23 protein-coding genes and 1 riboswitch are annotated in these 21,529 nt (G+C 64.0%); of the genes, 16 read left to right on the top strand and 7 right to left on the bottom strand.

Translation table 11 applies throughout. The annotated features are described in order from the left end of the window. Positions 1 to 300 precede the first annotated feature (300 nt). The 3 genes from raiA to hprK all read left to right on the top strand — a co-directional run bounded on the left by raiA (position 301) and on the right by hprK (position 2,405). A complete protein-coding gene (gene raiA / locus H7225_RS00315; RefSeq protein ID WP_290658463.1) occupies positions 301 to 660 on the top strand; it encodes a ribosome-associated translation inhibitor RaiA in 360 nt (119 codons plus the stop codon). A 298-nt stretch (positions 661 to 958) separates the two neighbouring features. After that, the gene (locus H7225_RS00310) at positions 959 to 1,429 is read left to right on the top strand and encodes a PTS sugar transporter subunit IIA (RefSeq protein ID WP_290658460.1); all 471 of its coding nucleotides are present in this window, start codon (positions 959 to 961) and stop codon (positions 1,427 to 1,429) included. Between the two features lie 7 nt (positions 1,430 to 1,436). Further along, a complete protein-coding gene (hprK, locus tag H7225_RS00305) occupies positions 1,437 to 2,405 on the top strand; it encodes an HPr(Ser) kinase/phosphatase (protein WP_290658459.1) in 969 nt (322 codons plus the stop codon). A 20-nt stretch (positions 2,406 to 2,425) separates the two neighbouring features. On the opposite strand, the gene fur is transcribed toward hprK, so the two are convergent. Further along, positions 2,426 to 2,884, bottom strand: coding sequence for a ferric iron uptake transcriptional regulator (gene fur, locus H7225_RS00300; protein ID WP_290658457.1), 459 nt, complete (start codon positions 2,882 to 2,884; stop codon positions 2,426 to 2,428). Positions 2,885 to 3,107: 223 nt separating this feature from the next. On the opposite strand from fur, the gene H7225_RS00295 reads away from it, so the two are divergent. The 5 genes from H7225_RS00295 to H7225_RS00275 all read left to right on the top strand — a co-directional run bounded on the left by H7225_RS00295 (position 3,108) and on the right by H7225_RS00275 (position 7,144). Next, positions 3,108 to 3,623, top strand: coding sequence for an outer membrane protein assembly factor BamE (locus H7225_RS00295; RefSeq protein ID WP_290658455.1), 516 nt, complete (start codon positions 3,108 to 3,110; stop codon positions 3,621 to 3,623). Between the two features lie 2 nt (positions 3,624 to 3,625). Then, the gene (dapB, locus tag H7225_RS00290; RefSeq protein ID WP_290658453.1) at positions 3,626 to 4,447 is read left to right on the top strand and encodes a 4-hydroxy-tetrahydrodipicolinate reductase; all 822 of its coding nucleotides are present in this window, start codon (positions 3,626 to 3,628) and stop codon (positions 4,445 to 4,447) included. Next, positions 4,444 to 5,115, top strand: a complete 672-nt coding sequence (locus H7225_RS00285) for a MotA/TolQ/ExbB proton channel family protein (protein ID WP_290658451.1) — start codon at positions 4,444 to 4,446, stop codon at positions 5,113 to 5,115. Before dapB ends, H7225_RS00285 begins: the two co-directional genes overlap by 4 nt. Before the next feature lie 22 nt (positions 5,116 to 5,137). Then, positions 5,138 to 5,581: a biopolymer transporter ExbD gene (locus tag H7225_RS00280; protein ID WP_290658449.1), complete on the top strand. Its 444-nt coding sequence runs from the start codon at positions 5,138 to 5,140 to the stop codon at positions 5,579 to 5,581. A gap of 63 nt (positions 5,582 to 5,644) precedes the next feature. After that, positions 5,645 to 7,144: an AMP nucleosidase gene (locus H7225_RS00275; RefSeq protein WP_290658447.1), complete on the top strand. Its 1,500-nt coding sequence runs from the start codon at positions 5,645 to 5,647 to the stop codon at positions 7,142 to 7,144. 90 nt (positions 7,145 to 7,234) lie between these two features. Here the strand turns inward: H7225_RS00275 and H7225_RS00270 are convergent, their stop codons facing one another. The 4 genes from H7225_RS00270 to H7225_RS00255 form a co-directional block, all read right to left on the bottom strand. After that, on the bottom strand, positions 7,235 to 7,558 hold the full coding sequence (locus H7225_RS00270) for a HigA family addiction module antitoxin (RefSeq protein WP_290658446.1): 324 nt from the start codon (positions 7,556 to 7,558) through the stop codon (positions 7,235 to 7,237). A gap of 223 nt (positions 7,559 to 7,781) precedes the next feature. Next, positions 7,782 to 9,026 carry a formate-dependent phosphoribosylglycinamide formyltransferase gene (purT, locus tag H7225_RS00265; RefSeq protein WP_290658444.1) on the bottom strand — a complete coding sequence of 415 codons (1,245 nt, stop codon included), beginning with the start codon at positions 9,024 to 9,026 and terminating at the stop codon, positions 7,782 to 7,784. A gap of 26 nt (positions 9,027 to 9,052) precedes the next feature. Continuing rightward, on the bottom strand, positions 9,053 to 10,300 hold the full coding sequence (locus H7225_RS00260) for a HAMP domain-containing sensor histidine kinase (protein WP_290658442.1): 1,248 nt from the start codon (positions 10,298 to 10,300) through the stop codon (positions 9,053 to 9,055). A gap of 44 nt (positions 10,301 to 10,344) precedes the next feature. Beyond that, on the bottom strand, positions 10,345 to 11,256 hold the full coding sequence (locus H7225_RS00255; RefSeq protein ID WP_290658441.1) for a helix-turn-helix domain-containing protein: 912 nt from the start codon (positions 11,254 to 11,256) through the stop codon (positions 10,345 to 10,347). 615 nt (positions 11,257 to 11,871) lie between these two features. Here H7225_RS00255 and H7225_RS00250 point away from each other — a divergent pair. The 3 genes from H7225_RS00250 to H7225_RS00240 are packed head-to-tail and all read left to right on the top strand — an operon-like array spanning position 11,872 to position 13,171. Further along, positions 11,872 to 12,099, top strand: coding sequence for a DUF6691 family protein (locus tag H7225_RS00250; RefSeq protein WP_366481273.1), 228 nt, complete (start codon positions 11,872 to 11,874; stop codon positions 12,097 to 12,099). Continuing rightward, positions 12,096 to 12,845, top strand: a complete 750-nt coding sequence (locus tag H7225_RS00245; protein ID WP_290658439.1) for a 5'-methylthioadenosine/adenosylhomocysteine nucleosidase — start codon at positions 12,096 to 12,098, stop codon at positions 12,843 to 12,845. Before H7225_RS00250 ends, H7225_RS00245 begins: the two co-directional genes overlap by 4 nt. A gap of 23 nt (positions 12,846 to 12,868) precedes the next feature. Beyond that, complete coding sequence (locus H7225_RS00240) at positions 12,869 to 13,171, top strand: Mpo1-like protein (protein ID WP_290658437.1); 303 nt, start codon at positions 12,869 to 12,871, stop codon at positions 13,169 to 13,171. A 13-nt stretch (positions 13,172 to 13,184) separates the two neighbouring features. Here H7225_RS00240 and H7225_RS00235 read toward each other — a convergent pair whose 3' ends face one another. Together H7225_RS00235 and H7225_RS00230 are read right to left on the bottom strand one after the other, a co-directional pair. After that, positions 13,185 to 13,694, bottom strand: coding sequence for an aldehyde dehydrogenase family protein (locus H7225_RS00235; protein ID WP_366481272.1), 510 nt, complete (start codon positions 13,692 to 13,694; stop codon positions 13,185 to 13,187). Continuing rightward, positions 13,607 to 14,617, bottom strand: coding sequence for an aldehyde dehydrogenase family protein (locus H7225_RS00230; protein ID WP_290658435.1), 1,011 nt, complete (start codon positions 14,615 to 14,617; stop codon positions 13,607 to 13,609). Before H7225_RS00230 ends, H7225_RS00235 begins: the two co-directional genes overlap by 88 nt. Before the next feature lie 117 nt (positions 14,618 to 14,734). On the opposite strand from H7225_RS00230, the gene H7225_RS00225 reads away from it, so the two are divergent. The 5 genes from H7225_RS00225 (at position 14,735) to H7225_RS00205 (ending at position 21,451) form a co-directional block, all read left to right on the top strand. Next, positions 14,735 to 16,528 carry a long-chain fatty acid--CoA ligase gene (locus H7225_RS00225; protein WP_290658434.1) on the top strand — a complete coding sequence of 598 codons (1,794 nt, stop codon included), beginning with the start codon at positions 14,735 to 14,737 and terminating at the stop codon, positions 16,526 to 16,528. Between the two features lie 126 nt (positions 16,529 to 16,654). Beyond that, on the top strand, positions 16,655 to 17,692 hold the full coding sequence (locus tag H7225_RS00220; RefSeq protein ID WP_290658432.1) for an aliphatic amidase: 1,038 nt from the start codon (positions 16,655 to 16,657) through the stop codon (positions 17,690 to 17,692). A gap of 2 nt (positions 17,693 to 17,694) precedes the next feature. After that, a complete protein-coding gene (locus tag H7225_RS00215; protein WP_290658483.1) occupies positions 17,695 to 18,510 on the top strand; it encodes a CbbQ/NirQ/NorQ/GpvN family protein in 816 nt (271 codons plus the stop codon). Continuing rightward, positions 18,507 to 20,195 (top strand): VWA domain-containing protein, encoded by a 1,689-nt coding sequence (locus H7225_RS00210; protein ID WP_290658430.1) that lies wholly within the window; start codon positions 18,507 to 18,509, stop codon positions 20,193 to 20,195. The genes H7225_RS00215 and H7225_RS00210 overlap by 4 nt, the downstream gene beginning before the upstream one ends. Before the next feature lie 94 nt (positions 20,196 to 20,289). Further along, positions 20,290 to 20,402: riboswitch (guanidine-I (ykkC/yxkD leader) on the top strand. Between the two features lie 53 nt (positions 20,403 to 20,455). Further along, entirely contained in the window at positions 20,456 to 21,451 is a 996-nt protein-coding gene (locus H7225_RS00205) for an ABC transporter substrate-binding protein (protein ID WP_290658428.1), read from the top strand. Positions 21,452 to 21,529: the final 78 nt, after the last annotated feature.

The raw sequence follows: 21,529 nt of genomic DNA, 5'->3' as shown, positions 1-21,529 counted from the left end.
TGGTCGACCGCGATGGGCTTGGCCGCTTGGCTGGCCCTGGCTTCCACCATCGTCATGGTCTGGTGGGTGGGGAAATTGCGCCTTCACAAGGCGGTACAAACCCCTGTCATTTGAGTGCGAATCGGGCCCTGATCAGCGCGATTCAACCGCTTTGCGGGGTTTCTTCACACAGCTTGGTTTCTCGATGTAAACACTGATGTCATGGGCTTGTCATCTTGGTGTGTCGGGTGCAAACTGAAGTTCTGGTTGGCTGCAGCCAGCCGGATGTCCTCAACCCTTCTGCGCTCGAAAGGATGCAGCATGAATTTGACGATCAGTGGTCACCACCTGGAAGTTACCGCCGCTTTGCGTGAGTACGTTCTCACCAAGTTAGAGCGAGTAACCCGACATTTTGACCAAGTGGTGGACGTTACCGTTCTACTCAGTGTCGAAAAGCAAAAGGAAAAAGATCGCAGACAGAAGGCCGAAGTCAATTTGCACGTCAAGGGCAAGGACATTTTTGTTGAAACCGCCCACGAGGATCTCTACGCCGCCATTGACCAACTGATGGACAAGCTTGACCGTCAGGTCTGCCGCCACAAGGACCGCGTGCAAGACCACCACCACACTTCATTCAAGCGCCATGAAGGTGTCGCCAACTGGGACGCCGCCATTCAATGAGCTTCACCCCCAACTCCAGCATCCAGCTTGGTGCCACCTGATGGTGAGACGCCCGTGCAGGCATGTACCAAGTTAACGGCCCTACGGGGCCGTTTTTCATGGGATGCGCAAAATGGTGCAGTCGTAGAGTCAAATTGTTGACTTTCGTGCTTGCTGCGCTGCAGCAATCGGTGCAGAATCCCCTGAATCAGTGGGTGTTGCGACACCCTGCCAGTAGACTTCGGTTCCTATAATTCGCCCCTCATCCGCCCTGGTGGTGGGGGTCAAGGTACTAACCGTCGCCCCCGCTTGTATCAAGATGAATCGACTTTCCGCCATCCTTCCTGCCAGCCAAGTGGTCGTGGATCTGGACGCCAGCAGCAAAAAGCGGGTGTTCGAGCACGCCGGTCTGTTGTTCGAGAATCATCACGCCATCGCGCGCGCCACCGTGACAGACAATTTGTTTGCGCGTGAGCGCCTGGGTTCTACCGGCCTGGGTCATGGCGTGGCCATTCCCCACGGACGCATCAAGGGTTTGAAAAATCCGCTGGCGGCCGTCATCCGGCTCAAGCAGTCCATCCCGTTTGATGCGCCAGACGACGAATCCGTCAACCTGCTCATCTTCTTGCTGGTGCCCGAGGCGGCCACGCAACGCCACCTCGAAATCCTGTCCGAAATTGCTGAGTTGCTGTCCGACCGCGAACTGCGCGAGCGGCTCAAGACCGAAGGCGACGCCGCCGAGGTGCACGAGCTGATCGAGCGTTGGCAGCCTCTTAAATCGGTGGCCTGAATCTCGGATGAGCGCCAAAGACCTTGCCGTGATCAGCGCAGAAGCGCTGTTTGAAGCCAACCGCACCGCCCTGCATTGGGAATGGATCGCGGGTCATGCTCACCCCGAACGCCGTTTTGACGAAGAAGCCGTCAAGGCCGCGCAATCTGCCGCCGACTTGGTCGGCTACCTGAACTACATCCACCCCTACCGGGTACAGATCGTGGGCCGGCGCGAGGCTGCCTATTTTAAGAGCTCTTCGCCCGAAGACCAGGAGCGCCGCATCCAGCGCATCGTGACGCTGGAGCCGCCCGTGGTGGTGGTGGCCGACGCGCAGGCGCCATCCGACCGCCTGGTGGCCATGTGCGGCCGCGCCGGCATCCCCTTGTTCGTGACCTCCGAGCCCGCTGGTCACGTGATCGACGTGTTGCGTTCCTACCTCACGCAGCACTTCGCCGAGCGCCTGACGCGCCACGGCGTGTTCATGGACATCCTGGGTTTGGGCGTGTTACTGACCGGCGAATCAGGCCTGGGCAAGAGCGAACTGGGCCTGGAGTTGATCTCGCGCGGCCACGGCCTGGTGGCCGACGACGCGGTCGACTTGTACCGCGTGTCGCGCACCGCCATCGAAGGGCGCTGCCCCGAGCTGCTGCAAAACCTGCTGGAAGTGCGCGGCATCGGCCTGCTCGACATCAAATCCATCTTTGGCGAGACCGCGGTGCGCCGCAAAATGCGCCTCAAGCTCATCGTCCACCTGGTCCGCAAAGAAACCATGGAGCGCGAATTTGAACGCTTGCCTTACGAACCCCTGTTCGAGGAGATCATGGCTGTTCCGATCCGCAAGGCGGTGATCGCGGTGGATGCCGGCCGAAATTTGGCTGTCCTGGTCGAGGCCGCCGTGCGCAACACCGTGTTGCAGCTGCGCGGCATTGATACCTACAAGGAATTCATCGAGCGCCACCAAAAAGCGCTGGACCGCAACAGTGGCCCGGGTTGACCGCGTGCTGCTTCAGCCGATCAAGCGTGGTGGCCGCCGCGGGTCAGGTTGACCTTGCTGCCTGAGCAGCCGTCGCGGTTGCACACCACGTACAGCGACAAGGCATGGTCCTGCAGCGTGTAGCCGCGTTCCTTGGCGATTTCCTGCTGACGCAGCTCGATCTCGGCGTCAAAAAACTCTTCCACGCGGCCACACACCACGCACACCAGGTGGTCGTGGTGCGTGCCTTCGTTCAACTCGAACACGGCCTTGCCGGTCTCGAAATGGTTGCGCGACAAGATGCCGGCTTGCTCAAACTGCATCAGCACGCGGTACACGGTGGCCAAGCCGATGTCAGAGCCTTCGTTCAGCAGCACCTTGAACACGTCTTCAGCGGCCAGGTGGCGCTGCGGCGATTGCTGGAACACCTCCAGGATCTTGATTCGGGGCAACGTGGCTTTGAGTCCGCTGCTTTTGAGTTCTTCGGCGTGGGTGGTCATGGGGCGGGCTCCGGCAGGCGGCGGAAGCACTGTTGGCCCCCGCTAGAATCGGCAATGATATCGACTCAATCTGCACCAAGCCAATGTGGGGCCAATGTGGCCGCTAGTTGCGGCGCCGGCCGGGCGGGTTGAGCGGTTTGTGATGCACACTGTCTGGCTCCTTTCCAAGGGCGTTGATGCCATGTTGATTTCCGTGACTTGCCGATCCCTTTTGAACCGATCCGTGTTGGCCCCCGTGGCCGCGCTGGCCTTGCTGGCACTGTCCGGCTGCGGCTCTCGCCTGAGCTCGCCCGAAACCCTGTTTGGCGTGATCCAGCCCTACCAGATCGACGTGGTGCAGGGCAATGTGGTCACCCAAGAGGTGATGGCGCAGATCCAGCCCGGGCTGGGCCGAACTCAGGTGCGCGAGATCCTGGGCTCGCCCTTGCTGGCCGACCCCTTCCACGCCGATCGTTGGGACTATGTCTTCACGATCCACCGCCAAGGCGTGCCCAAGCAACAGCGCCGCGTCACCGTGTTCTTCAAGGGCGACGTGGTTGAGCGTTTCGAGGCCGACACCTTGCCCAGCGAGCACGAGTTCGTGGCCTCGATCGACAAGCCCACCGAGATCAAAAAACCGCCGGCCAACCTGACCGAGGCCCAAGTGGCCGCTTTGCCAGTGCCGGTCAAGACCGAGGATGCACGCAAGACCCCGCAAGGCGCCGTGCGCGAGTACCCACCGCTGGAATCGGGCCGTTAAACATGAGCACCCACCAAGCAACCCACAAGATTGCCATCGCGGGCGCCTCCGGCCGCATGGGCCGCATGTTGATCGAGGCGGTGCAAGCCGCCGATGACTGCGCCCTGGGCGGCGCCCTGGACATCGCCAGCAGCCCGGCCATCGGCATCGATGCATTGGCGTTTTCCGGCCAGCTCAGCGGCATCGCGATCACGGCTGATTTGCGCGCTGGCCTGAAAGACGCGCGCTTCCTGATCGACTTCACCCGCCCTGAAGGCACGCTGGCGCACCTCAAGGTCTGCCGCGAACTGGGCGTCAAGGCGGTCATCGGCACCACCGGTTTCACGCCCGCCCAGCTCGATGAAATCCGCGATGTGGCGCGCGACATCGCCATCGTCATGGCGCCCAACATGAGCGTGGGCGTCAACGTGGTGCTCAAGCTGCTGGCCCAGGCCGCCAAGGCCCTCAAAGAGGGTTACGACATCGAGATCATCGAGGCCCACCACCGCCACAAGGTCGATGCCCCCAGTGGTACCGCCTTGAAGATGGGCGAAGTGGTGGCCCAGGCCCTGGGCCGCGACCTTAAATCCTGCGCGGTTTACGGCCGCGAAGGCGTGACCGGCGAGCGTGATCCCAGCACCATTGGCTTTGCCACCGTGCGCGGCGGCGACATCGTCGGCGACCACACCGTGCTGTTCGCCGGCATTGGCGAGCGCATCGAGATCACGCACAAGTCGTCCAGCCGCTCCACCTACGCCCAGGGCAGCTTGCGCGCGGTGCGCTTTTTGGCGAACCAGCCCCACGGCCTGTTCAGCATGGACGACGTCCTGGAACTCAGCGCATGACCGGTCTGTCGCATTTGTGGGCGCAGGGTGATGCCATCTCCAAGGCGGTGGCAGCCTTGCTGCTGCTGATGTCGATGGGCGCCTGGGTGGTCATTCTCTGGAAGGGCTGGATGTTGGCCCGTGCTCGCCACGACCTGGCGCGTGGCGTGCCGGCCTTCTGGCGTGCCGCTGACTTGGCTTCGGCCCGGCAGACCCTCCAGTCGCTGGACCGCGAAGCCGTGCTGCTGCCCCTGGTCGACGCGGCCCAAGTGGTGTCGCAGCCGGGCAGCCTGGAAGCCCAGGTGCAGCCCGAGGCGCAACTCACCCGTCGCCTGCGCGACAGCCTGCATCAGGTGCTGGCGCGTTTGCAGGCCGGGCAGGTGCTGCTGGCCTCCGTCGGTGCGGTCTCGCCCTTCGTGGGCTTGCTAGGCACCGTTTGGGGTATTTACCACGCCATGATGGGCATCAGCAACGATGGTTCGGTCAGCCTGGACAAGGTGGCTGGCCCCGTGGGCGAGGCTTTGATCATGACGGCGGCGGGCCTGGCCGTGGCCATCCCAGCCGTCCTGGCCTACAACATCTTCGGCAAGATCGTGTCGGCCTGCGAAGCCGATCTGGAAGGTTTTGCCCACGACCTGCGCGAAGCCGTGCTGGGCCATCCAGCCCACGGTGCAAGCCCCGACGCCTGAGCACCAACGGAGCACGCACGCCATGGCATTCGGCCGACTTGAACGACGCCAGGGCGCCCAGCCCATGAGCGAGATCAACATGACGCCACTGATCGATGTCATGCTGGTGCTGTTGGTGATCTTCATGCTGACCGCGCCTTTGATGACGTCCAGCCTCAAGCTGAACCTGCCCAAGGCCGATGCCAAGCAGTCGGATGCCACGCCGCGCAGCCTGATGATTTCGCTGTCGGCCGATGGCCAAACTTATTTGAATGACAGCGTGGTGACCGCACCCGGTCTGGTCGCCCAGGCTAAAGAGGCCGCGCGGCAAAGCGCCGACACCGAAGTGCAGTTGCGCGCCGACGAAGCCGTGTCTTACGGCCGGGTGGCGGAGTTGATTGGCTTGCTGCAACAAGCGGGCTTGAGCCGCATCGCCTTTGTCACCGAAGCCAAGGTGGGCGCGCCTGAAAAAGGTGTCGGGCACTGACGACAATGGCGGTGCGTGCGCTGGCGCACAATGGGGCTGTATTGACTGCTGCCCAGGAGTGGTATGGACGCCCCGAAGTTCCAGACTCAGAGTTATGACACTGCCCCGGCCGCCTTGGCCCGAATCAACGAGCTCTACGATTCGCAGATCAATTACCTGCGCGATGCCTTGCACCGCTTCGTTGGCGGCGAGACCTTCAAAGAGCATGTGCGCGCCAAGTACCCTTTCGTGCGCATTCAAACCGACACGGTGGCGCGTGCCGACTCCCGCTTGTCTTACGGTTTTGTGGCCGGCCCCGGCATTTATGAGACCACGCTGACGCGCCCGGACCTGTACGCCGACTACTACCGCGAGCAACTTGAACTGCTGCTCACGAACCACGGCGTGTCGCTGGAGGTGGGCCTGAGCAACGAGCCGATCCCGGTGCATTTCTCGCTGGCCGAGAACGACCACCTCGAAGGCAGTTTGCCCGCCGACCGCCGCTTGCTGCTGCGCGACCAGTTTGACCTGCCTGACCTGGCCTCGATGGACGATGGCATCGCCAACGGCACGTATGAGACCAGCCATGGCGGCCCCCGTGCCCTGGCCCTGTTCACGGCGCCGCGCGTGGATTACTCGCTGCACCGGCTGCGCCACTACACCGGCACTTCGCCCGAGCACTTCCAGAACTTCGTGTTGTTCACCAACTACCAGTTCTACATCGATGAATTCGTGCGCATGGGCCTGGAGCTGATGCGGACTGCGCCTGATCCGGCCAACCCCCGCGACGACGACGATTGCATCGCCTTTGTCGAGCCGGGCAACGTGGTGACGCGCCGGGTGGGCGCCCCGGCCGAGGCGGGGGATCTGAAGGGGGCTGTGCCGCCGCGCTTGCCGCAGATGCCGGCCTACCACCTGATGCGCGCCGACCGCAGTGGCATCACCATGGTCAACATCGGCGTGGGCCCGGCCAATGCCAAGACCATCACCGACCACATCGCGGTGCTGCGCCCGCACGCCTGGATCATGCTGGGCCACTGCGCCGGGCTGCGCAATTCACAGCAACTGGGCGACTATGTGTTGGCCCACGGTTATGTGCGCGAAGACCACGTGCTGGACGAAGACCTGCCTTTGTGGGTGCCGATCCCGCCGCTGGCAGAAATCCAGCTGGCGCTGGAAGGTGCGGTGGCCGATGTGACACAGCTCAATGGCTATGAGCTCAAGCGCATCATGCGCACGGGCACGGTGGCGTCGACCGACAACCGCAATTGGGAGCTGCTGCCACACCGTGGGCCGGAGCGGCGCTTCAGCCAGAGCCGCGCGGTGGCCCTGGACATGGAAAGCGCCACGATTGCCGCCAACGGTTTCAGGTTCCGCGTGCCCTACGGCACCTTGCTGTGCGTGAGTGACAAGCCTTTGCATGGTGAGCTCAAGCTGCCGGGCATGGCCAATCAGTTCTACCGGGAGCGGGTGGACCAGCACTTGCGCATTGGCCTGCGGGCCATTGAGCGCTTGCGTGGCAACCGCGCGGGGCAGTTGCACAGCCGCAAGCTGCGCAGCTTTGCCGAGGTCGCTTTTCAGTGACCGAATCGGCGTGCCCGGGTTAGGCGAGCGCTTAACCGGGCCGGGTTACCGCTGGGTTGTCGAATGCAGCAACCCTTCAAGCGGCCTTTTTCAGGCCGCGACGGCGTCCGGCGCGTGGACCGAATCTGCCGCCGGCAGCACTTCGCGTCGGATTTGCTCACCCGCCAATTGCGCGGCCACTTTCAGATCGTAGGCGGTTTGCAGGTCCATCCAGAACTGGGCGGGCGTGCCAAAGAATCGGGCCAGGCGCAGCGCCGAATCAGGGCTGATGCCGCGGCGCTCGCGCACGATGTCGTTCACGCGGGGCGCCGGCACGTGCAGCCGAATGGCCAGTCCGCTGGCTGACAAACTGTGGCGGGCCATGAATTGACTGCGCAGGATGGCGCCAGGATGTACGGTTTCAGAGTTGCTCATGATGTTGGCTTTTTTGAAAGATACTGAGGTGCATCCGAGGGGGCTGGTGGGCGCGGCGACTGTCATTATCGGGACAGTTTGCATGCATTCCATCTAACCCTTTCAGGGGATGGCTGGAGTCTGCCACAGAATTGCCCAAACCGATGTTCATGAGCCGCCGTGGCGCGCAGCTTGGCGTGGCGTGGGTGGAGCCGCTCCCCCAAAAAGCACCCCACCAACAAAGTCAAGTGGCCGAAGCCGCCCTGGGCCTGACCTTGCCAGCCGCCTCTTTGGCGCGCGCGCGGGCCACGTCCACATCGGCATCAAACGCAAGGGCCACGCCCATGCGGCGCTTGGCGAAACTCTCGGGTTTGCCGAACAGGCGCAAGTCGGTGTTGGGCACGCGCAGCGCGTCGGCCACGCCCTCAAACACCATGGCCTGGGCATCGACACCGCCATAGATGACGGCCGAGGCGCCGGGCGTGCGCAGGGCCGTGTTCACCGGCAGCCCCAGGATGGCGCGGGCGTGCAGTTCAAACTCGCTTTGCACCTGCGTGGTCAGGGTGACCAGGCCCGTGTCGTGCGGGCGTGGGCTCACCTCGCTGAACCACACCTGCGCGCCCTTGACGAACAGCTCCACACCAAACAAGCCCTGGCCGCCCAGGTCGTCGGTCACGGCTTTGGCAATGGCTTGCGCCTTGACCAGTGCGCCGGGGTGCATGGGATGGGGCTGCCAGCTTTCCACATAGTCGCCGCTGACCTGCAGGTGGCCAATGGGGGCGCAGAACTGGGTTTCGATCTGCCCTTGGGCGTTCACCGAGCGCACGGTCAGCAAGGTGATCTCGTAGTCGAAATCGATGAAGCCTTCGACGATGACGCGGCCATGGCTGACGCGCCCGCCCGCCATGGCGTCATCCCACGCTTTCTCAACACCGGCCGGGCCATCGATCTTGCTCTGGCCTTTGCCGGACGAGCTCATCACGGGCTTGACGATGCAGGGATAGCCAATCTTGTCGTCGATGGCGGCTTGCAGTTCTTGCAATGAACCGGCGAACACGTAAGGGCTGGTGGGCAGCGACAGGGTTTCGGCGGCGAGGCGGCGGATGCCTTCGCGGTCCATGGTCAGGCGCGCGGCGCGGGCGGTGGGGATGACGCGCACCACGCCTTGCGCTTCCAGTTCTTCCAGCACCGAGGTGGCAATGGCCTCGATCTCGGGCACGACCAGGTGCGGGCGCTCGGCCAGGATCAGGGCGCGCAACTGGTCGGTATCGCTCATCGTGATCGTGCGGCTGTGGTGGGCCACTTGCTGACCGGGGGCGTTGTCGTAGCGGTCGACGGCGATGGTTTCAACGCCCAGGCGCTGCAGGGCGATCAGTACTTCCTTGCCCAACTCGCCCGAGCCCAGCAGCATGACGCGCGTGGCCGCCGGTGACAAAGGGGTGCCCAGGGGCAGGGTGTGGGCGGGGCTGGCGTGGGGCGTGGTGCTCATGGGCTGGGACCAATGGTGATGCGTGATCAGCCATTGTCCGCCATGGGCAGCTCCACGGTGAAGCGGCTGCCGCGATCGGGGTGGCTGTCCACGTGCAGTCGCCCGCCCAGGCGATCCACCAGGCGTTGGACCACGGCCAGGCCCAGACCGGAGCCATCGACGCGCAGCGCGCGCGCGTCTTCCAGGCGCACATAGGGTTGGAAGATGGCCGCCAGGTGATGCGCGGCGATGCCGATGCCGGAGTCTTCAACCACGATCGTCATCGCGCGCCCGCGTTGCTGGCGTGACAGGCTGGCGTGCACGGTCACGCCGCCCACCATCGTGTATTTCAAAGCATTGCTGATCAGGTTGGAGACGATCTGCCGCACTCGCGTGGCATCGGCCGTGACCGTTTGCAGGCTGGTTTGCTCATCAGGGGCGATGTCGATGCTCAAGGTCAAGCCTTTGGACTGGGCCCGCTCGATCCAGTCGTCGCGCAGGTCCTGCAGCAACTGGGTCAGGTCAAAGGTGTCGGCCTGGATGCGCAAGGCGGGGTCTTCCAGGCGGGTGAATTCGGTGATGTCGCGCAGGTGGGTGTCCAGCTGGGTGGCGCTGTTGCGCAGGCGATCAAGCGCGCGGGTCTCAGTGCTGCCGTGCAGTTTGAGGGCCAGCAGGTCGATGCTGCCCAGCATGGCTTGCAACGGGGTGCGGATCTCGTGCGAGAGCATGGCCAGGAAGCGCTCCTTGCCTTTGAAAGCCTCCTGCTGCGAGGTGCTGAGCTGGCCGCGCAGGTGGGTGATGAAGCTGAGCGCGAGGATGCAGGCGGGGTGAATCACCACCGAGGCCAGCAGCGTTTTTTGGGTCAGCTGGTGAACGTCGCTCCAGCCGCCGGCGGGCATGGGCGCGTGCAGGCTGAACAGGTACTGGGCCAGCAAGCCAGCGTAAGTGAGGCCGCTGATCCCCGCCCCGCCGCGTGGCCACGAGACGAAGGCGATGACGTAAAAAACCGGGATCAACTGCGTCAGCGAGGTCGCGGCGTACAGCTTGGGCAGCGATTGCCCGACCATGGCCAGGTGAAGGGCGACCAGCAGGTAAACGCTGGTGGCGATCAGCGTGGGGGGCAGCGCCCAAGGCATGCAACGCGGCTTGATGACGTGCAACACGCTGATGCCGAAGTACAGCGCCGACAGCATCGGGATGGTCCATTGGTCCCACGCGGTGGTCAGGCCTTGCTGGCGGTCGGTGAACCAGATGAGCAGGGTGCCGATGGCGGCCAGCAGGGAGACGCCGGTCATCAAGTGGGCGTGTCGGGCATCGACAGGCCAGGGCTGCGTGGGAGTCATGCGGGTGTGTTGTTGGCCAGGCGGTCCAGTTTGCTTTGGATGGTGGCCGTGAGCACGGCCGGGCGCACGGGCTTTTCAAAGAAGGCCACGCCTTGGGTGCGCAACAGCGTGGTCAGGTCGGCTTCGGTGGCGACGCCGCCGCGCAATTGGCCGGTCAGCAGCACGATCGGGGCTTGGGGGCGGGCGGCGCGGATTTGCTCGACCAGCGCGTGCGAGGTTTGTCCCACGCCCAGGATCAGGTCGACGACGAAGGCATCGTAGTCGGCCAGGGGGGTGCCCAGCAATTGGGCGGCGCTGGTGAAGGAGTCGGCCCGGTAACCGGTTTCGTTGAACCAGTCGCCCAAAGCTTCGGCCGAGGCCAGGTCGTCATCGACCACGGCGATGCGGGTGGGCTTGGCCTGGCTGTCCTGGGTCATGGAGACCTGGGCGACCAGGTAGTGCGGCCCTTGTAGCCCGCGCGCGTGCAGTGCGGCCGGGCTGGCGACCCACCAACCTTGGGCGTCGTGCGCGGCGGCCAAGACCACGGTTGGTGGTGCCCAGGCCTTGATTTGGGCGCCCAGGCGAACCTCACAGGGGAGGGCCTGGCCATCGACCAGGAACTGGGCGGCCTGGGTGGCGATGGGCGCGGGGCTGGTCAAGGCGGGTGAAGCAAAGACCTGGTCCAGTGATTCGCCGAAATGCTGCGTGACGGCCAGTACCTCGCCAAACAGCCACACCGCGCCCCGCAATTTGCGCCGAGCTTGGCTGATGGAGATGGTGGTGATCTGCGCCAGGGCGGCCGCTTGTTGCCGCGCGGGAACACCGTGGCGCTCCATCAGGGCGCTCAGGCACTCGGCGGCGAGGGCGGACGACGGGTCGCGCGCTTCCTCGCTCAGCAATGGGGGGTCGTGGGGTTCCGGGGCGGTCATGAGGTCTTTAATGCGTACTTCTGATTCAATGAGATCATTTTTGCACTCTATGTTTGAAATAAGACGATATAATCTTCGAAACGCTTAAATATGACCGTACGCGGCACCCGCTCAGGGAACTCATTACAAAACCATCGACCCCCCGGGGTTGGTCGGCATGGTCACTGTTCTGTTTTGAGCATGGCCGCCGGATGCCACAGGCTTTGAAGGCCACCTTCGAGAAGGTGGCCTTTTTTCATGGGCTCGCAAAATGGTGGATGCCGGCACAAGCTGTCGAAGTCATTGTCTAAAGTGACACCATTGTCACTTGACAAGCACCAGTGGGCCCAGGAGTTCCAGGTCGATGTCCGCACCATCGAACGCGATCTGGGGGCGGCTTCAGCACATTGCCGAGCGCCACGCCGAAGGGCGCTGGCGCTTGGTTCAGTCAGCTCGCAGCATTTGTTCCCTGACACCAGCCTGCGCTTTTTGATTGAGCAACTGGAGACTCTTACGGGCAACCGTGCCAGTTTCATGACAAGGGCAAGGCCCGCCAAGCCCCGCCGCCCAGGCTGATCCACAACAACGGCATCTGCTACCTTGCCGCAGATTGAGGCCGGGGGGTGGGAACGCGGTATGGCTCGGGCTGCATCAGTGGCCATGGCGTTGGCGGTGGCCCGGCGGCGCACGGTATCGATGTTGGGCGAGGCGATGAAGCTGCCGGCCGCGAATCAGATTGACCGGCGTCTGATCGGTGGCAGCCTGCGGTTTGGCGTGGGCTGGGGCATCGCGGGCTTTTGCCCGGGGCCTGGTTTGGTGGGCATGGGCCTGTTTGAATGGTTGGAGCGGCGGGGGCGGACATGAATCAAGCAGTGCGGCGCGTGGCCATCGTGGCGGCCATGCCTGAAGAGTTGAGTGCCTTGTTGCAGGCCATGCCGCCTGACAAGCAGGTGCAGCGGGCTGGTCGCACCTTCTGGTTGAGCCAATGGTGCGGGCACGAGGTGGTGGCCGTGCTGTCGCGCATCGGCAAGGTGGCGGCGGCCACCACCACCACCTTGCTGCTCACCGAGTTCGCGGTCGGCCGCGTGTTGTTCACGGGTGTGGCGGGTGGCCTGGGTGAGGGGGTGCGCGTGGGCGATGTGGTGGTGGCCGACGCCTTGCTGCAGCACGACATGGACGCCTCGCCCTTGTTCCCTCGTTTTGAATTGCCGGGCCTGGGCGTTGACCGCCTGAGGGCCGATGCGGACCTGGTGGCGCTGGTTGTGCAGGTGGCGGGCGAGGTGCTGGACAAAGCCCACTTGCACGGCCTGCTTCAGTCCGCCCCTCGTGTCCACCAGGGCCTGGTGATCAGCGGTGACCTCTTTGTGGACACCACCGCTGAAAGCGCAGCCTTGCGCCTGGCCTTGCCGGATGCCCTGGCCGTGGAAATGGAAGGGGCGGCGTTGGCCCAGGTGTGCCACGACTTTGGCGTGCCCTTTGCCGTGATCCGCACGATCTCGGACCGCGCCGACGACGCGGCGCACGTGGACTTTCAACGCTTTGTGCTGGAGGTGGCCAGCCGCTATTCTCTGGCCGTGGTCAAGGCTGTGCTGGAACGCCTGCCACGGTGAGTCACAACAAGCAGGAGACAAGCATGAGCCGCTTCAACTCGTTCAAGGCGTTTTATCCCTTTTACCTGTCGCAGCACGCGGACCTGGTCTGCCGCCGCTTGCACGTGATGGGTTCACTGCTCGTGCTGGTGGCTTTGGCCTCGGTGGTGGTCTCAAGGCAATGGGTCTATTTGCTGGGCGTGCCCGTCATTGGCTATGCCTTCGCGTGGGTGGGCCACTTTGTGTTCGAGAAGAACAAGCCCGCCACCTTCAGCCACCCCATCTACAGCTTCATGGGTGACTGGGTGATGCTGTACCAGGTGTTGACGGGCAAGGTGCGCTGGTGATGCTGGTGTGCGCTCAAGCCAGGCGGTCCGAGATGAAGCGGATCAAGCGATGGCGCGCTGCCGTGTAGGGCGGGAAGAAAACCCTGATCGAGTTCAGCCAGCCGCCTTGCAGCACCGAGCGTTCGTGCGAAAACGCTTTGAAGCCGTGGTGGCCATGGCAACTGCCCACGCCCGAGTTGTTGACGCCGCCAAATGGCAGGCCCGTGTGCGCCACGTGGACGATGCAGTGGTTGACGCACGCCCCGCCCGAGCTCGTGTGCGCCAGCACATGGTGCACCCTGGCCGTGTCCTTCGTCCACAGGTACAGCGCCAGCGGTTTGGGTTGGCGGTTGATCTGCTCGATCACTTCGTCCAGGTCGGTGTAGTCGATCACCGGGAAGATGGGGCCGAAGATCTCTTCTTGCAGCAGCGCGGCGTCCTTGGGCACGCCTTCGATCAGGGTGGGCGCGACATAGCATTGCGGCACATCGACCTCACCGCCGGCCAACACGGTGGCGCCTCGCTGCACGGCATCGTCCAGCATGGCTTGCAGACGCTGGGTGTGCCGTGGGTTGACGATGCGGGCCAGGTCGGGGCTGTTTTTTGCGCCAGTGCGCTGTCGCCATAGCGCGCGTGCAGCACCTTCTGGCAAGCGGCCAGGAAGCGCGCCTTGACGTGTTCGTGCACATACAGGTGATCTGGCGCCAGGCAGGTTTGCCCGGCGTTGATCAACTTGCCCCACAGGATGGTTTCGGCGGCCTGGTCCACATCGGCGGTCTCGTCCACGATGGTGGGCGACTTGCCGCCCAGCTCCAGGGTGATGCTGCTCAGGTGTTTGGCGGCGGCGGCCATCACCAGCTTGCCCACGGCGGGCGAACCCGTGAAGAAGATGTGGTCAAAGGGTTGGTCGAGCAAAGCCTGTGCGGTGGGCAGGCTGCCTTCGAACACGGCCACCTCGTCCAGCTTGAACACGGTGGCGATGATGCGGGCCAGCACGGCGCTGACGTGTGGCGCCATCTCCGAGGGCTTGAGGATGACCGTGTTGCCTGCCGCGATGGCCGAAATCAAAGGGCAGATCGACAGGTTGAGCGGGTAGTTCCAGGGGGCGATGATCAGGCAGCGGCCGCGTGGCTGGTGCTGCACCCAGGCGCGGTTGCCCCAGGTCAGCAGCGTGGGCCTGACGCGCGTGGGCTTCATCCAGGCCTTGAGGTGCGCGATGGCGTGGCGGACTTCGTCCAGGATGGGGATGATCTCGTAGCCTTCGACCTCGGTTTCGGGCTTGCGAAAATCTTGCTGAAAGGCCTGGTAAAGCGCCTTGCGGTGGGCCAGGATGACCTCGCGCAGCTTGGCCAGACGGGCGATGCGTTCGGTGGCCGTGGAGGCGCGCCAACGCAGGGCGGTCGAGCCCTGGTCGTCAAACACATCTTGCATCAGAGCGGGATCGCTCTCGGGCATGGCGACTGACATGGGCGGACGCTCCTCCAGCCTGACGCACTGTAGCGACCAGCGGTGACGAGACCTATGAGCGTTTTACCCAATGGATATCAAATTGACGTTAACGTCATCAAGGCCTAGCATGGGCCCATGCAAAATTTCGTTTCCACGCCTGCCCGCTTTGTGCAGACGGCTTTGCGCCACGCTGACCAGCCCGCCTACTTTGTGCGCGGGGCCGAGGGCTGGAAGGCGACCACGTGGAACGATTATGGCGACCAGGTTGATGCCGCCGCGCGCGCCCTGCTGGCCCTGAATGTGAACCCGGGCGACGTGGTGTGCGTGCTGGGCTTCAACCGGCCCGAGTGGGCCATCATGGACATGGCCGCCATGATGATCGGCGCCGTGCCGGCTGGCATCTACTGGACCAGTCCTCCCAACGAGATCGAGTACGTGCTCAAGCACTCGCGCAGCCCGGTGCTGCTGGTGGACAGCGATGAGCGGCACCAACAGGTGGCGGCCTTGCGCGCTCAGTTGCCGCACCTGCGCCAGGTCATCCTGATGAAGGGCGCGACCGCCCTGGGCGGTGCCCTGTCATGGGTCGATTTCGTGGCGCTGGGCGAGGTGCGCCTGCAGACGCTGGTGGAGCGGCGCCTGCACGAGTTGCAACCCAGCGATCCGGGCACCCACATCTACACCTCGGGCACCACGGGGCCGCCCAAGGCAGTGGTGCTGTCGCATGCCAACCTGGCCTGGAGCGCCACGGCGCTGGGCCAAGCGCTCGCGGCCACCGCGCAAGAGCGGGTCATTTCCTACCTGCCGCTGGCGCATGTGGCCGAGCAGATGGTGAGCATCCACACGCCAGCGCTGGTGGGCTTTCCCATCTACTTTGCGCGCAGCCTGGACGAGTTGGGTGAGCACCTCAGAGAAGTCCGCCCGACCATTTTCTTTGGCGTGCCGCGCGTGTGGGAGAAGATGCACGCGGGCATCCAGGCCAAGCTGGCGGCAGCCACTGGGGTGAAGAAGCACCTGGCGGCTTGGGCTTTGCGCGTGGGCCAGCAATGGCACGGCGCGATCCTGGATGGGCGCCAGCCCGGTGCGTGGTTGAGCTGGCAAAAGCAATGGGCGGGCAAGCTGATCCACCAGAAGGTGAAAGCGGCCATCGGGCTGGACCAGGCGCACATGTTGTCATCGGGCGCGGCGCCGATCGCGGCCGAAAAGCTCAAGTTCATGACCGGGCTGGACCTGGTCATCCGCGAGGTCTACGGGCAATCGGAAACCTGCGGGGCCACCAGCCTGAGCACCGACGGCGCCACGCGCATCGGCTCGGTGGGGCGGCCCTTGACGGGCGTGGACATGCGCATCGCGGCCGATGGCGAAATCATGGTGCGCGGGCCGCACATCTTTCAAGGCTACGCGGGCAGCCCCCAGGCCACGGCCGCGGCCATGGACGGCGACTGGCTGTTCAGCGGTGACCTGGGCCACATCGATGCCGATGGCTACCTGTACATCACCGGGCGCAAGAAGGACCTGTTGATCACCTCGGGCGGCAAAAACATCTCGCCAGCCAACATCGAGTCCGACCTGATGACCGTGCCACTGGTGGAGCACGCGGTGGTCTGCGGCGATGGGCGCCACTACCTCAGCGCCTTGCTGACGGTCAACCAGGATGCCTTGGCGGCCTTGGCCGCGGCCAGCCTGATCAGCGGCCCGGAGCTGCATCGCCACCCGCTGGTGCTGGAAGCATTGCAACGAGGCATTGACGAGGTCAATGCCCGGCAGGCGCGGGTGGCGCACATCCGCAAGTTCAGCGTGCTACCCAGGGCCTTGTCCATCGAAGGCGGTGATTTGACGCCGACCTTGAAGGTCAAGCGCAAGGCCGTGATTGACCGCTACCAGCACTTGGTGGACGAGATGTACGAGGACCAACCCGCGATGCGGGCCTGATCGACCCCCGTCAGCGCGAATTTTCCAAAAGGCCCAAACCGGCTTGTTCCGGTTTGGGCCTTTTTGTTGGCTTGTCCGATTCTTGCTTTGACAAATCAATCCCCTCACTTTTCCCAGGAGTTCCTCATGAGACACGGCGACATTGGCAGCAGCAACGACACCGTCGGCGTGGCGGTCGTCAACTACAAGATGCCCCGCCTGCACACCAAGGCCGAGGTGCTGGACAACGCCCGCAAAATTGGCGAGATGCTGGTCGGCATGAAGCAGGGCCTGCCTGGCATGGACCTGGTTGTGTTTCCGGAATATTCCACCCACGGCATCATGTACGACGCGAAAGAGATGTACGACACCGCCTCGACCGTGCCCGGCGATGAGACCGACATCTTCGCCGCCGCCTGCCGCAAGGCCAATGTGTGGGGCGTGTTCTCGCTCACCGGCGAGCGCCACGAAGAGCACCCCCACAAGGCGCCCTACAACACGCTCATCCTGATGAACAACCAGGGCGAGATCGTCCAGAAGTACCGCAAGATCATGCCGTGGACGCCCATCGAAGGCTGGTACCCGGGCAACTGCACCTACGTGTCCGACGGCCCCAAGGGCATGAAGATCAGCCTCATCATTTGCGACGACGGCAACTACCCCGAGATCTGGCGCGATTGCGCCATGCGCGGCGCCGAGTTGATCGTGCGCTGCCAGGGCTACATGTACCCCGCCAAAGAGCAGCAGATCATGGTGGCCAAGTGCATGGCCTGGATGAACAACGTTTACGTGGCCGTGGCCAATGCCACTGGCTTTGATGGCGTGTACAGCTACTTCGGGCACTCCGCCTTGGTGGGCTACGACGGCCGCAGCCTGGGCGAGTGCGGCACCGAAGAGATGGGTATCCAGTACGCCGAGATGTCGGTCAGCTCGATCCGCGATGCACGCAAGAACCAGCAGTCCAACAACCACCTCTACAAGCTGGTGCACCGCGGCTACACCGGCAAGATCAACTCGGGCGAAGACGCCAAGGGCGTGGCGGCCTGCCCCTTCGAGTTCTACAGCAAGTGGGTGAACGACCCCGAGGGCACGCGCGAGATGGTCGAATCCATCACCCGCTCAACCGCCGGCACGCCCGAATGCCCGATCGAGGGCATTCCCAACACGCCACCGACGCACCGTTGATGATGGCGCTCGACACTTACCGCATCCCCGTCGAGCCCTTCTACCAGGCGACGGGGAACGAAGTCGCGCTGTTCGAGCACGCCTGGCGGCACCGCATGCCCTTGCTGCTCAAGGGCCCCACCGGCTGCGGCAAGACGCGCTTCGTAGAGCACATGGCCTGGAAGCTCGACCGGCCCTTGGTCACGCTGGCCTGCAATGAAGACATGACGGCGTCCGACCTGGTCGGGCGCTATCTGCTGGATGCCGAGGGCACGACCTGGCACGACGGGCCGCTGACCCTGGCCGTGCGCCATGGCGGCATCTGCTACCTTGATGAGGTGGTGGAGGCCCGCCAGGACACCACCGTGGTGATCCACCCGCTCACCGATGCGCGGCGCATGCTGCCGCTGGACAAGAAGGGCGAGGTGGTCCACGCCCACCCGGATTTCCAGTTGATCGTGTCCTACAACCCCGGCTACCAAAGCCGGTCCAAGGACATGAAGACGTCGACCCGCCAGCGCTTCGCGGCGATGGAGTTCGACTACCCGCCGCTGGACATCGAGGCGGGCATCGTGTCGCATGAAACCGGCGTGGCGGCGGGCGTGGCCATGAAGCTGGTGCGCATCGCCCACCAATCGCGGGCCTTGAAGGGCAGGGGGTTGGACGAAGGCATGTCGACCCGCATGCTGATCTACGCTGGGCTGTTGATCGGCTCTGGCCTGAATGCGCGTGAAAGTTGCGACATGGCCCTGACCCATGCCTTGACCGATGACCCGGACATGACGCGAACCCTGCGCGATCTGGTGGAGGCGCAGTTTGGGCAGCAGGTTGGGGCATGAGTGCAGGCGAGGCCTCGGTGAAAGATGACAGCGTGTGGCTGAGCACCTTGCCGCCTCTGCATTGGTTGGCGCGCGGCTTGTCCGGCCTGGACCTGATCCTCCAGCCCGGCGGCTCTTCCGCGCCGGAGGGCCTGCCTTCGCGTCCTGTGCTGACACCCACCCATCTCTTGCTGCCGCATGACATGGTCGTGCCAACAGGCTTGGACCACCACCAACTTGGCCGCGCTGCGGTGGCGCACGCCGTGGCCCACTTGAAATACTCGACGCCATCGGTGCCTTGCGCCGGCCTCAAGCCGATGACTGTGGCGCTGATGTCGGCCCTGGAAGACGCCCGTGTCGAGCGCCTGCTTTTGCGCGAACACCCAGGCATGCGCAGCTGGTTCCTCAATCCATTGCGCCTGGCCGTTCAGTTGGACGGCATCGGCTTTGCGGCGCTGATCTCTCGCCTTGATCTGGCGCTGATGGACCCGGGCTACCGGGACGATCACCATTGGGTCCACAAGGCGCGCACCCTGTTCGACGCGCAAGCGGCCGATCTGAACCACCGGGAAGGATTCCGTCAGATCGCCTTGACCTTGGTTCACGACCTGGGGCAGGCGCGCGTGGCCTTTCGGCCCGGCCAGTACCAGGTGTCGGCCCCTTACCGTGATGACAACACCTTCCTGTGGCAGCACGACATCTCATCCGCCGACCCGCCGCCTGAACTGGCCTTGCACGTGCCCCAGCAACGCCCGCCCCAGGCCCAGTCTATGGAGCAGCCCAGTGATGGCGACAGGTTGGACGTGAGCACCGAAGAAGTGCCCCTCAGCCAGCACCTCTACCCAGAATGGGATCACCGCCTGTCGATGCTGCGCCCGAAATGGTGCACGGTGATCGACAAGCTGCCGTCCTGGCGGCACGCGCCCAAGCTGGTGCAAGCGTCGGCCACCGTGCCCATGGCCCTGAAGCGCTCGCTTCGCTTGAATGGCGGGCGCCGTCTGCGGCGTCAGCCCGAGGGCGATGAGCTTGACCTCAACGCGGTGGTGGAGTTCATGGTGGCGCACCGCGCCCAACGCTTCGCTGAATCACGCTGCTTCACCCGCCGTGCTGCGGCCGACACCTCCGCCAGCATCCTGGTCCTGCTGGACTTGTCCGAATCCACGAATGACCGCCTGGGCGATGCCGAGCAGTCTTTCCTTGACCTTGAAAAGAGCGCCGCCCTGATGCTGGCGGACGCGGTGCAAGCCCGTGGCGACCGCATCGCCGTGCATGGCTTCTCGTCCAACACACGTGCCGAGGTCAGTTACTACCGCCTGATCGATTTCGGCACGCCCATTGATGGGGCCGCGCGCACGGTGTTGGCATCGGCGCCGGGGCGTCATTCAACCCGCCTGGGCGCGGCCTTGCGCCACGCCACCGCCAGCCTGGCCGAGGAATCAAGCGACCTGAAGGCCATTCTGGTGCTGACCGATGGCGCCCCGTCCGACATCGATGTGCACACGCCGCAGCACCTGGTGGAAGACGCGCGCCACGCCATCCACCAAGCGCACTCTGCCGGCGTACAAGTGCATGGCCTGGTCGTGGACCGGCACGCCGACACCTGCGCGCGCCGCATGTTCGGCTGGCGCAACCATCAGATCGTGTCAGACGCGTTGACATTGCCGACCAGGCTGTGCGGCCTGTATGGCTGGCTCACCGCCGCCTGAACCGACACCACGATGCAGCTGGCATACCAATTGCATAAGCACCAGAGCAGGTGGAGCGATTTTGGTGCATCTTCAAAACATGCACGGATCATCTACTGAGGGGCACTAGGGTTCCGATCGATGGTTGACTGCCAAGCCATCTTTGTCTGGTCCAAGAGTGCCCCGGCCTCGCAAGAGGCTCCACGGAGGGACAAAAGCCCGGGAGAGCGTCGATCCACATCGTCTCGCCCCTGCGCTTGTCCCTTCAACAGGAGCTTCCAATGGCATTTCCCCGTCTTCGCGTTCTCAAAATCGCCACCGCACTGGCCTTGTCCCTGGCCACCTGCGCGTCCATGGCCGCCACTTCCCTGAAAATCGGCACCGTCGTGTGGATCGGCTACGGGCCCTTCTACGTGGCCGAAGCGCTGGACCTTTTCAAGAAGTACAACCTCAAGGTCTCGCTGCAGATCTTCAGTGATCCGGCCCTGATCCCGTCGGCCATCAGCAGCGGCGCGGTCGATGGCGGCATGCTCACGTACGACCAGGTCATTGGCCAGGTCGCCGCTGGCCGCATGCAGAAGGTCGTGATGCCCATCGACTACTCCAACGGCGGTGACGCCATCGTGGCCACCAAGGCCATCACCAAGGTGAGCGAGTTCAAGGGCAAGAAGATCGGCTTCAACCCGCTGTCTCCGTCCGACTTCCTGCTGTCCTATGCCTTGAAGGTCAACAAGCTTACCGACAAGGACATCACCGCCGTCAGCATGACGCCGGAAACCGTGCCCGCTGGCATGGCTTCGGGCCAGTTGCCCATCGGCGTGACCTACGAGCCCAGCTTGTCGCAGATCCTGAGCCAGGGCGGTGGCAAGAAGTTCCACGTGGTGTTCTCGTCCAAAGATGCGCCGGGCCTGATCGCCGACGTGCTGGTGTTTGACGAGAAGAAGATCGCGTCCATGCCCACCGAGATCTCGGGCGTGATCAAGGGCTACCTGGACGGCATGGCCTACATGAAGGCCAAGCCTGACGAGGCCGCCATCATCATCGGCAAGGCCATGGGCGTGTCGGCCAAAGAGGTGAAAGAGCAGCTCACCGGCGTGCACAACATCGCGCTCAGTGAGATGCCCAAGGCCTTTGCCAAGGGCAAGGAAACCACGTCCTACTTCGCCAGCGGCGACATCATCGGCACGCTGCTGAAGGCCAAGGGCCAGATCACCACGGTGCCGCCCACCGAGTCCACCTTCGATGCGCGGTTCGTCAACGCGCTGATCAAGAAGTAAACCTGCAGGGGGCCCCATGTTCAAAAGCTTTCGCTATGCCGATGGCGTGGCCCCCAATGTGGCGGCCCTCGCATTCAC

This window comes from Aquabacterium sp. (assembly GCF_014378415.1).
Taxonomy (GTDB): domain Bacteria; phylum Pseudomonadota; class Gammaproteobacteria; order Burkholderiales; family Burkholderiaceae_C; genus Aquabacterium.
This window is presented reverse-complemented; position numbering and strand designations above follow the sequence as displayed.

Bases quoted from the DNA above. Each gene is read 5' to 3' on its own strand.
- raiA (WP_290658463.1), top strand. From the start codon at position 301: ATGAATTTGACGATCAGTGGTCACCACCTGGAAGTTACCGCCGCTTTG.
- H7225_RS00220 (WP_290658432.1), top strand. From the start codon at position 16,655: ATGAGACACGGCGACATTGGCAGCAGCAACGACACCGTCGGCGTGGCG.
- fur (WP_290658457.1), bottom strand. From the start codon at position 2,884: ATGACCACCCACGCCGAAGAACTCAAAAGCAGCGGACTCAAAGCCACG.
- H7225_RS00215 (WP_290658483.1), top strand. From the start codon at position 17,695: ATGGCGCTCGACACTTACCGCATCCCCGTCGAGCCCTTCTACCAGGCG.
- H7225_RS00245 (WP_290658439.1), top strand. From the start codon at position 12,096: ATGAATCAAGCAGTGCGGCGCGTGGCCATCGTGGCGGCCATGCCTGAA.
- H7225_RS00310 (WP_290658460.1), top strand. From the start codon at position 959: ATGAATCGACTTTCCGCCATCCTTCCTGCCAGCCAAGTGGTCGTGGAT.
- purT (WP_290658444.1), bottom strand. From the start codon at position 9,026: ATGAGCACCACGCCCCACGCCAGCCCCGCCCACACCCTGCCCCTGGGC.
- H7225_RS00205 (WP_290658428.1), top strand. From the start codon at position 20,456: ATGGCATTTCCCCGTCTTCGCGTTCTCAAAATCGCCACCGCACTGGCC.
- H7225_RS00260 (WP_290658442.1), bottom strand. From the start codon at position 10,300: ATGACCGGCGTCTCCCTGCTGGCCGCCATCGGCACCCTGCTCATCTGG.
- hprK (WP_290658459.1), top strand. From the start codon at position 1,437: ATGAGCGCCAAAGACCTTGCCGTGATCAGCGCAGAAGCGCTGTTTGAA.
- H7225_RS00280 (WP_290658449.1), top strand. From the start codon at position 5,138: ATGGCATTCGGCCGACTTGAACGACGCCAGGGCGCCCAGCCCATGAGC.
- H7225_RS00285 (WP_290658451.1), top strand. From the start codon at position 4,444: ATGACCGGTCTGTCGCATTTGTGGGCGCAGGGTGATGCCATCTCCAAG.
- H7225_RS00255 (WP_290658441.1), bottom strand. From the start codon at position 11,256: ATGACCGCCCCGGAACCCCACGACCCCCCATTGCTGAGCGAGGAAGCG.
- H7225_RS00235 (WP_366481272.1), bottom strand. From the start codon at position 13,694: ATGCTGGACGATGCCGTGCAGCGAGGCGCCACCGTGTTGGCCGGCGGT.
- H7225_RS00250 (WP_366481273.1), top strand. From the start codon at position 11,872: ATGGCTCGGGCTGCATCAGTGGCCATGGCGTTGGCGGTGGCCCGGCGG.
- H7225_RS00230 (WP_290658435.1), bottom strand. From the start codon at position 14,617: ATGTCAGTCGCCATGCCCGAGAGCGATCCCGCTCTGATGCAAGATGTG.
- H7225_RS00210 (WP_290658430.1), top strand. From the start codon at position 18,507: ATGAGTGCAGGCGAGGCCTCGGTGAAAGATGACAGCGTGTGGCTGAGC.
- H7225_RS00225 (WP_290658434.1), top strand. From the start codon at position 14,735: ATGCAAAATTTCGTTTCCACGCCTGCCCGCTTTGTGCAGACGGCTTTG.
- H7225_RS00270 (WP_290658446.1), bottom strand. From the start codon at position 7,558: ATGAGCAACTCTGAAACCGTACATCCTGGCGCCATCCTGCGCAGTCAA.
- H7225_RS00240 (WP_290658437.1), top strand. From the start codon at position 12,869: ATGAGCCGCTTCAACTCGTTCAAGGCGTTTTATCCCTTTTACCTGTCG.
- H7225_RS00275 (WP_290658447.1), top strand. From the start codon at position 5,645: ATGGACGCCCCGAAGTTCCAGACTCAGAGTTATGACACTGCCCCGGCC.
- dapB (WP_290658453.1), top strand. From the start codon at position 3,626: ATGAGCACCCACCAAGCAACCCACAAGATTGCCATCGCGGGCGCCTCC.